This is a genomic window from Lacinutrix sp. MEBiC02404, from assembly GCF_053601575.1.
This window is the reverse complement of sequence record NZ_JBSHNV010000143.1, coordinates 191009-200927: the sequence shown is the minus strand read 5'-3', so window position 1 is coordinate 200927 and position 9919 is coordinate 191009. Positions and strand designations below refer to the sequence as shown.

Genomic DNA, 9919 nt, shown 5'->3' with positions numbered 1-9919 from the left:
CACCTGAGAAAATGCATCAACAAAATATTCTAAAAAGAAAAACATATAAATCAAAAAACCTGAACAATAAATCTATTGTTCAGGTTTAATTAATTATTTTTAATCTTTAATAATCTGTATTGATTATTTAGGACTAGACATCATCACAAATTAGTGCTTACTAAATATCTCTTATTACGTGTATGGTTACGGAAAGGTTTCTCACATTCCCCGCAGTATCAGTATATGTTCCGTTAATGGTTGCGTCTATATAGTTACCAGCACTTCCATAATTAGATAAATTTAATTGTAAACTAGTTGGTATGGCGTAATCTATATTTAAATTGGAGGATTCAAAACCAAACTGATCTAAAGAATAATTCCCTAGTGTGGTATCGTTTAAACCAACAAAGAAGTAGTTCAGATTTGTTTGAGAACTAACCGAGAGTCCTGGACTTGGTTGGTTACCTCCTGCATTTATACTAGCTAAAAAATAATCTGTTGGATTATTATCTACTCGCACACTAATAAATTCTGTTACTGTAGAACAAGCAATTATATTTCCAACATTGGTATTATTAAAGGTAAAAGGCAATGCTGTTGTTGTTTGAAAAGTATCAAAATCGACTCCTTCTAAAGTAAAACCTGATAAAGAAGCACATTCTATTACACTTAAAGAAAAACTTCCATTGGTAACATCTACTGTAGCGTATTGATTTCCATAAGTTACACCTGCATAACCATTGGTAACATTAGCACTAGAACAATTTACTAGATTACCTGTAATAACTGCTGCAGAAACTGTTGGCAAGACCAAGTTACCGTAACTTGTATCTGTTGAAAAAGGCCCTATAGTAGTTGTATAAACCACTACTCCACATTGATCGAATATATTTAATGTCATTGTTTCATTTGCAGGTATTAATCCACAGATTTCGCCATTACCATTGGAAATCCCTATTCTTGGGTACGTTGCTTCACCTCTAAACAATGCCACTTTAACATTAGATAATGGAATATTTGCTACATCGACAACATTTAAGCATAATGTAACCGTTGGAAATTGCGCATCACAGTTCCACCATGAAAAGTGAGAAACTTCACCAACATATTTTCCGCCAATTAAAGTAGCTTCCCCATCTTCTATCCAATATCCTTTCACTTCATCAAAATGCCATAAAGGAATAGTTGCAGGCGCATTATCGCTTTGCGCAGGATCTACTGCCATTTCAATTATGGCAATATGACCATCTGCTATATTCAATTCTTGACCTGAAGTTCCTCTTAATTCTACATTTAACATGCCGTAAGATTCTAGAATACGTTCCTCACCATTCGTATTTTCGGCTTGTAAATTACCAGGCATTATTGCATCAATATCCGGATTTGAAGGATCTAAATGATACATAATAACATCTACATTTCCGGAATAGGCATTTCCGTTTTCATCTTTAAACGCTCCGTCAAACTTCACGGTAGTTCCATTTGGTAAGTTTACTTGACTATCTCCTCCAGAGGAAACCGTTGCAATTACATTTAGAGGAACCAACATTAAACGCACCGTATTTGTACCTTGCGTAGGCACTAGACTTTGCATTCCTTTTAGGTAACCAGGTTTTTCTGCTACAATAAATGCTTGTCTTTTTTTAACATTCGCATTACTAATAATAAACATCCCATTAGCATCTGTAGACTCCATTTTTGATCCGATAGAAACCATTACGTTTTCTATTGGAGCATTGGACTCATCCACAATTCGACCCATAAAATCATGTTGTACGCTTTGTCCTAGGTCTAAACCTATTTCGTTATTTTCTCCTGGATCATAAGACTCATTATCCTCGTTTGGATCACAGGATGTAAATAATGTACCCATTGCAATCATAAGGCTAAGTAACAATTTGAATTTGGTGTTTCTAATTTTCATAATTTATAGTTTTAAACGTTCAAAATTTATAGTTTATAGTTTTATATAAACCTATTTAAACTTTTGTTACCCTATTTTTCCGAATTTAACTTTAACCACGTAAAAAACAAAAAGCACTTATATTATGGATTAATCCTCAAATAAATAGGTGTAAAATCTGTAATTAAACAACTTTAAAACTCTTTTATTAAAAACTTTAGCTTCTTATTTCTTTTTTTTTAAATTTGATTTTAATCTATTAAAAATCAAAAAATATGAAAACAAAACTACTTTTAATTTTAACCTTATCCATTGCTCTATTCTCATTTGCTCAAAATGATATTTTATTAGTCACCGACAATGATTTTGACACTGCAGATAATACCACGTTTTACAATTCTATATTAACAACCTCTTACACCAGTGTAACAGTACACGACGCTACTATTAGTGGACTTCCTACTAGTACGCAATTAGAGAGCTATGATCTAGTTATTTGGTTTAGTGGTGACGATGGCTATGGCCTTAATTTTTGGACTGCTGGACAAGCAGGAAACCCAGTACTTACCAATTATTTAGATAACGGAGGGAAACTATGGATGATTGGTAGTGACTTAATATATGAATCTTATGGAGCAGCTCCAATCAATTTTACAGCAGGAGACTTCATGTATGATTATGCTTGGTTAGCATCTTATAACATGCAAACTTATGTGGACGATGGTGGTTTGGGTGTTCCACAATTAGACAGAAACAGTACTACGAACACAGATTATCCTAGTCCGCTTACGTGGATCTTTTCGACCTTATACTACATCGACGGTGTAACACCAAGAACTAATGGTTTAAGCATCTATGAATTTGGGCCTGCATCCTATCCTAATGCAGGAGAAACCACCATGACTTTTTACGAAAACAGTACTTTTAGTGTAATGGCATCTTTATTTAATCCTACAAGTATAAACACCTCTGTAACTACAGGAAAACTAACACCTAATAATAATTTAGATTTTTTCATTGAAGCTACTTTAGATCAAATATTTGCTAGCTCTTTATCTGTTCAAGACAACAACTATAGCCATAATACATTTAATACCTACCCAAACCCGAGTACAGATTATTTTAATATTGTTTTTAATACTGATCAATTATTAAATGATAATTATGAAGTATATTCTATTTTGGGTAAGCTTGTCTTAAAAGGAAACCTTACAAATTTCACTACTATGGTTTCTACTAAAAACCTATCTAAAGGAACTTACTTCTTAAAAGTTGGCAGTATTACTAAGAAAATTATCAAGTACTAAAATATTTGCTTTATGTAATAGAATAGCTCTTTAAAATATTTTAAAGAGCTATTTTTTTTAAAACAAAGTCGTTTTATATTCTAGTTAACTAAACAAACTTAAAAATGCCTTTTTATTGGTTTTAGATATGGGTACGCGATATTCATTATTTAAAACCACATAGCCTTCATTTTCAAAATGACGTACTTTTTCTAAATTAATAATATGCGATTTATGGCATTTAAAAAACTTGGTATTTAGTAGTTTTTCAAATTTACCCAAATTGTAGGAACTTGTAATTGTGGTATTATTTATTAAGTGGATTTTAGTATAGCCTTCATAACCCTCTAAATGTAGCACCTCATCTTGTGGTATAAAAGAAATTCCTTTTTGCGTTGGTACCACTATTTTATTTTTTTTAGAAATATTTTCTTCTAACAAGCCTACTAGTTTAGCGTTAGTTTCACTCTCCTTTTTTAATTTAATAATTTCTAGTGCCTTATTTATAGCTGCAACCAAATCATCATTATCTATAGGTTTTAATATGTAATCTATTGCCGATTTTTTAAATGCTTCCAAAGCATATTCACTGTAAGCAGTTACAAAAATGACTTGAAAGTTAACGTCTTTCAAGTTGGTAAGTAACTCAAAGCCGTTAATTCTAGGCATTTCAATATCTAAAAACAGAATATTTGGTTGCTGTTCCTTAATTGCTGCTATGGCATCTTCTGGTTTTTGATACGCTCCCGATATTTGAATATTAGGAAACAAATTTTCAATCTTTCGTTGCAAGCCTTTTAAGTTTGCAATCTCATCATCTACTAATATTGCGTTTATACTATTCATTAATTGTTTGTCTTGATTAAAAATACCGATTTATTACCTCTATCTGCTCGATCTGGATGTACTTCTTCTTCTTTATACGTTATTTCCCATTTTTCAGAATAATTTAAAAAATGTAATCTATCTTTTAAAACATTCGAAGATTTAACCTTTTTACTTTGTCTCTTTTTCGTATTTGCAAAACCTACGCCATCATCTATAATTTCTACTTTAAATGTTTGTGCATCTACATGTAAGAAATTGAGAGTTACCAAGCCGTTTTCTAATTTATTAAAAACACCATGATTTACAGCATTCTCGACTATTGGCTGCAATAACATGGTTGGTATTCTTGTTCTCTTCGTATTTAAACTAGGATCTACATGAATGCTAAAGTTTAGTTTTTCTTTAAAACGAAGTTTTTCAATTTCTAAATAATTATGAAGCAAACTAACCTCTGTAGCTAACGTGATTTCATTTTCTTTGGAAAGCTCAAAAAATTGACGAATTAATTTTGAAAACTTAACCAAGTACAACTCAGAAGCTTCAAAATCATTTTCACCAATATAATATTGTATTGCAGATAGCGAGTTAAATACAAAATGCGGATTCATTTGAGACCGTAACGCCTTTAGCTGTAATTCACTTAAGCGTTTGTCTTCAAATATTTTTTGATTTTTTTTAAATTGAGAACGTTTTACAAAAAATCTAGATATTAATGCTACAAGAAAAACACCAAACAACACAATAAATACTTTAAATGAAACGGTTTGCCACCACAAAGGTTTTATTGTAAAACTCAGCTCTTTTTTTAGGCTATTGGCAGCAATATGTAATGTATATTCTCCTGGTTCCAGGTTATTAAAACTAAACTTGTTAGTTGTGGTGGTGCTCCAATCTTTATGGATAGGTTCTAATTTATAAGCATAAGAGAAACCTACATTTTTATCTGAAAAATCGATATTAGATATGGTGAAATTTAAATTATTATTTTTTTGATATTTAAAGACAGCATTATTTATCGAAATATCTTGATTGTCATATTGCGCCTTATCGATATAAACATCTAATAATTGGGATTTACTTTTTACCTCTTTTGGAAAAATGGCTATTCCGTTATTGGTACCTACCATTAAGTTATCTTGATAAACAAAAACATCATTAACATGATTGGAAGGCAATCCATTGCTTTTATCTATCTGCATTTGCACCGTATATACCTCTTTTACTTTTGTATACTTTAATATACCAGATTCTGTTGCTAACCAAATGTTATTATTTTCAACAAAAGCATTATTTACAATTAGAAATTCGGAACCTGGAAGTTGCTTAATGGTTTTTAAATCGGTGATATAAGCCCCAAAGCCATCTGTATTTATTAAAAGCTCTTTTTCTGAAACTTTTTTTAGATTTAAAATGGATTTATTAAACTCTTGATTGGTAAATGCTATAGGTTTAAATTTTTCGTCTTTAAACTCTTTTAACCCACTAAATGTAGCTACTAAAAATCGATCATTAAATGGTAGTAATTGATTAATTCCGAGTTGATGATACTCTTTTTCGATTTCAAAATTATTTGGATTTATTTTATTTACTCCAAACGAGTATTCACCATATAAAGAATTATTAGCTACTACTAATTGTCTTGTTTTGTAATGAATATCATTGGAATCACTTAATAAACCTATCTCTTCTATTTTACCATTTTTTACTGTTCTTGAATTTAATTTAGACAGATAAAATTCTGTGTTTAATTCTTTAATATAAGAAGCGTCAAAAAGATATTCTTCTTCTTCTATAAATAATACAAACTTTTTTTTAGCATCATCATATTTATAAAATCCCTTATTAAAAACATTTGCAATAATTTTATTATTTACAGAACCAATGTTCGTTACTGTTTCTGTTGGTAAACAGTATTTAATATTTTGTTTTTCTTTTGGCAAATGGTAAATACCATCTGTAAAAGTACTTACCCAAACAGACCCTAAGCTATCAAAAAAACCAAAATGCGCATTTAAATACTCTGGTATATAGTATGTATTTGTAATGTGTAAATCTTTATCTAAAACACCTACAAATCCCTTTCCAGAAATTTGTATTTGATTATTTACTAGATTTAATCGTACATATTTTGATTGCTCTATACCTATTTCGTCTTTAAAGTATTTTTTATGCAGCTTTAAAGTATTTAAATTAAGAATATTGTATTGTTTATCATTTACCCAATAAAACAGGCTATCTGTAATTTGACCTCTTATGTGATTTTTTTTAAGTACATCCCCAAAACCAAAGGTCTTAACTGTTTTATTTGTTTTATCTTGTATTACTACAGAATCTAATAAACTAGAAGTTTTGTAATTTAAAACCGTAGGATGTTTTATATAATTATACGCTAAAGAATCTTTTGGGTGCCATCCATTTAATACTCTCCATTTCTTATTTTTTAAAACATGAAATCTATTGGAACTTGCAAGAATCAAATCATTACCAACTTGACTTGTTAAAAGAGGACTAAAAATCTCTCCTTTTATTTCACTTTCAAAAGCATAAACACTATCGTTTTTAATATAACCCAATTTTGAAGTTTTAGACAAATACCATAGTTTACCATCTGGCGTTGGAAAAATCCCCCAAACATCATTCGTTGCTAAACCATTTTTAGTAGTAAAGGTTTTCATGGTATTACCATTATACTTCACCAAACCTTTATCTGTAGCAAACCATAAAAACCCTTTCTGGTCTTGCCCTATTTTATATACAAGATTGCTTGGCAAACCATCTTTAGTTGTATAGTTTGTAAATTGTTGGGAAAATGAAATAGCAAAAGTAAAAAGTAAAATAACTAGTAAACATTTCTTCTTTGCTATTCTTTCGGGCTTATTAACTAAAATATGGGAATCAGAAAAAAAACGCCATATCCATAAGGTAATAATTGTGATATGGAGTTTTTGGTGTTTCAAGGTTTCTGTTTTTATAAAACTAATGTAATATTTTTAAATAATTAATCTGTAACCACATAATTTTCAGTACAGATCAATGTGTTTTTAGCTGTAATATTTCTATTAAAACATACGTAAATTAGTCTAGTTTTTATTGGTGTTACGTACCGTACTTACTGTGAAAAATAAGATAAAGAGTGCCATTTTCAAAATAGTTTTCATAATTATTTAGTTAAACAAACATAGCTTTTATATTAGCGAAAAAGAAGACCTATTGAAACAAACGTGTATTTGATACAAGGAACGGTCCTTTTTATTTAACGATAATAAATTTTAAAAATAAATATCAAATTTTTGAATAATTGCCATTAAATCCATTAAAAAAGCAACTCCCATATGAATAATAATTCCGCCAATAATAGATCTACTATGCAAAGAAATAATTCCTAAAAGATAACCACCAAATATGGAGCCTATAATTTCTCCAGTAGGTTTTCCTATATGAAAAAAAACATATAATGCTACCATTGGTAAAATAGCCTTTGAGCCCAAAATTTTAACCATACTTAAAACAAGAAACCCTCTAAAAAACCATTCTATAGAAATAAAATCTAATAAATACACAGGTTCATAAATAGCTAAAGCATGTAACTTATTTATAGCGTTACCTGTATTACCAATTAAAGGATATTGATTTAAAAAACTAGGCTGAAAGGATGCAATACCAATAAAAGGAATAACGATTAACAAGAGTAAAAAATATGGTTTCCAACTCACATTTTTTGTTGAAAAACCATAAAAGTTGGTGTTATATTTTTCAAATAGATAATAGAAAAATAAAATTCCGAACGAAAAAATAATGGTACGCATTGCTCTGGCGGCAATTTTAGTATAAAAAAAAGCTTTTTCTGGTGCAATATTTTCATAAATCCATTTGTAGTGTTCTAAAAACCCTAATCGTAAACTTACTAATAGAATAGCAAATATACTTGTAAACCAAAAACCACTCGATTTTATAAAGCTATAATCTGATTTTGTAAAAACTATTATTGCTATTGTTGTGTAATAAGCAAATCCAAAAAACAAAAAATAAGACAATACAAGTAACGGTGAATTTATATTATTACTTAAGAAATTTACGGCAAAATTTGTAACATGATGTATATAGATAAAAACACTTAAAAACAATAAAAAAATTAAGTATGTAGCCGTTTTATAATCTTCTTTTAGATGTGTTCTTATATATTTTACTATGGTTTTCATTTTGAAATGGATATTAAGATATATTCGTTTTATAAACTTTCACCTATCCTGTTAACAAACCTAATTTCTGTATATGTGGTTACTTGGTAAAACAGTAGCTATTAGATAATTGGTAAATTATTGAGAAAAAGAAAAACTCCATATCAATAGTAAATAAATTGTGATATGGAGTTTTAGAGGTTTTAAAGTTTCGTTTGCGCTATTTTCTAGGTATTATCTGCACCATCACAATTACTGTCTATACCATCATTTAAAAATTCTCTAGTATATGGGTGTATATTAGCATTGGTATCATCACAATCTAAATTATTATGCACACCAGCTGCTGGTGGTGGCAAAGCAGCACCTGCACCATAACCATCTCCATCTGCGTCTGTGTAATATTCTATAATATCTGTTTCACCATCGCAATTATCATCCATTCCATTCCCTAAAACTTCATCTGCTAAAGGATTTGTGTTTGCATCATTATCGTTACAATCTCCTGCATAATAAGAATAACCACTAGGTATGCTTTCACCTACCAATAAATCTACAACTTCTGTTGTGTTTGGATTACCAAAACCATCTCCATCTGCATCTACAAATAAAGTGATAGATATGTAACCATTACAATCCTCATCAATTGCATTATCAGGAATTTCTGTTGCTCCTGGATATGCGGTTGCATCGTTGTCATTACAATCGGTGTTATCCATTACGTAATTTGCAGGAGCATCATTAGCTGTGTAAGAAGTAGGAGATACAGATGCATCGCCATAGCCATCTTGATCTATGTCTGGCCAATAATTTTCGTAGTCTTGTGGTGTATTAACTATACCATCTCCACAGCCAGAACCTATTACAAATACTGCTGTTATTAAAAGCATTACTGGTAAAATTCTTTTTAAAAATTGTTTTTTCATAATTTTAAGTATTAATTAAGTTAGTATTCCTTTGTTTATAAAATTTAAAATAAAAATAAGCTGCAATTGCTATGAGACAAAGCCCTATAAATTGCGAATGAGACAATATGTTATCTATAATATAGCCTCTGTTATCTCCTCTAAAAAGTTCTAGAATTCCTCTACCAAAAGCATATAGCATTAAATAGATTAAGAAGATTTGTCCGTTGAATTGTTTGTTTTTTTTAATCACCATTAGGAATAGCATTATGGCTACTAATAGCGTTACCTCGTATAACTGTGTTGGATGCACCGAAATACCATGCGTAGTTGGAAAAATTAATCCTATATTACTTTCTGTGGGAGCTCCATAACAACATCCTGCAGCAAAGCAACCTAATCTACCTATAGCATGAACAATGGTTGTAGTTATTGCAAATATGTCTAGCATTGGCAAAACGGGAATTTGATGTCTTCTTAAATACCATATTACATATGGAACAATCACAACAAAGGATCCATAAAACACAAAACCACCTGAAAAATTATCAGACATTAAGCTTGCGTTTTGCATGTATTTCAAAGGATCTTGTAAATAGTAAAACAACTTTCCGCCAACAAAACCTGCAACAAAAATCCAATAGAAAAAGGAATTAGGAAGGTTTGCAATTCCCAACTCTCTCTTTGCTGTCCTTTTAGTATATAGCGCTGCTATTAATGTACCTATTGCAATTAAAGTTGCATAGGTATAAACAGTAACTTGTTCTACACCAAAAAGGTTTACCAACACATCAGGCAGAGAGAAATCGAATAATTTTGGAAACATATTCTGTTTAG

Annotated in this window: 7 protein-coding genes; 1 reads left to right on the top strand and 6 read right to left on the bottom strand. The window is 30.2% G+C overall.

All coding sequences use genetic code 11. The annotated features are described in order from the left end of the window. Nucleotides 1-160: 160 nt before the first annotated feature. On the bottom strand, nt 161-1906 hold the full coding sequence (locus ACVCXO_RS05315; RefSeq protein WP_452228561.1) for a hypothetical protein: 1746 nt from the start codon (nt 1904-1906) through the stop codon (nt 161-163). Nucleotides 1907-2160: 254 nt separating this feature from the next. On the opposite strand from ACVCXO_RS05315, the gene ACVCXO_RS05310 reads away from it, so the two are divergent. Beyond that, nucleotides 2161-3192 carry a T9SS type A sorting domain-containing protein gene (locus ACVCXO_RS05310; protein ID WP_452228560.1) on the top strand — a complete coding sequence of 344 codons (1032 nt, stop codon included), beginning with the start codon at nt 2161-2163 and terminating at the stop codon, nt 3190-3192. Between the two features lie 84 nt (nt 3193-3276). Here ACVCXO_RS05310 and ACVCXO_RS05305 read toward each other — a convergent pair whose 3' ends face one another. From ACVCXO_RS05305 to ACVCXO_RS05285, 5 genes are all read right to left on the bottom strand, one after another. After that, nucleotides 3277-4017, bottom strand: a complete 741-nt coding sequence (locus ACVCXO_RS05305) for a LytR/AlgR family response regulator transcription factor (protein WP_452228559.1) — start codon at nt 4015-4017, stop codon at nt 3277-3279. After that, a complete protein-coding gene (locus ACVCXO_RS05300; protein WP_452228558.1) occupies nt 4017-6956 on the bottom strand; it encodes a histidine kinase in 2940 nt (979 codons plus the stop codon). Before ACVCXO_RS05300 ends, ACVCXO_RS05305 begins: the two co-directional genes overlap by 1 nt. Before the next feature lie 312 nt (nt 6957-7268). Beyond that, a complete protein-coding gene (locus tag ACVCXO_RS05295) occupies nt 7269-8198 on the bottom strand; it encodes a CPBP family glutamic-type intramembrane protease (RefSeq protein ID WP_452228557.1) in 930 nt (309 codons plus the stop codon). Between the two features lie 206 nt (nt 8199-8404). After that, nucleotides 8405-9103, bottom strand: coding sequence for a putative metal-binding motif-containing protein (locus ACVCXO_RS05290; RefSeq protein ID WP_452228556.1), 699 nt, complete (start codon nt 9101-9103; stop codon nt 8405-8407). Nucleotides 9104-9107: 4 nt separating this feature from the next. Then, nucleotides 9108-9908, bottom strand: coding sequence for a prolipoprotein diacylglyceryl transferase (locus ACVCXO_RS05285; protein ID WP_452228555.1), 801 nt, complete (start codon nt 9906-9908; stop codon nt 9108-9110). Nucleotides 9909-9919 lie beyond the last annotated feature (11 nt).

What these genes read in the sequence shown, in the direction of transcription:
- ACVCXO_RS05315 (WP_452228561.1), bottom strand. Translation starts at nt 1,906, where the DNA reads ATGAAAATTAGAAACACCAAATTCAAATTGTTACTTAGCCTTATGATT.
- ACVCXO_RS05310 (WP_452228560.1), top strand. Translation starts at nt 2,161, where the DNA reads ATGAAAACAAAACTACTTTTAATTTTAACCTTATCCATTGCTCTATTC.
- ACVCXO_RS05305 (WP_452228559.1), bottom strand. Translation starts at nt 4,017, where the DNA reads ATGAATAGTATAAACGCAATATTAGTAGATGATGAGATTGCAAACTTA.
- ACVCXO_RS05295 (WP_452228557.1), bottom strand. Translation starts at nt 8,198, where the DNA reads ATGAAAACCATAGTAAAATATATAAGAACACATCTAAAAGAAGATTAT.
- ACVCXO_RS05290 (WP_452228556.1), bottom strand. Translation starts at nt 9,103, where the DNA reads ATGAAAAAACAATTTTTAAAAAGAATTTTACCAGTAATGCTTTTAATA.
- ACVCXO_RS05285 (WP_452228555.1), bottom strand. Translation starts at nt 9,908, where the DNA reads ATGTTTCCAAAATTATTCGATTTCTCTCTGCCTGATGTGTTGGTAAAC.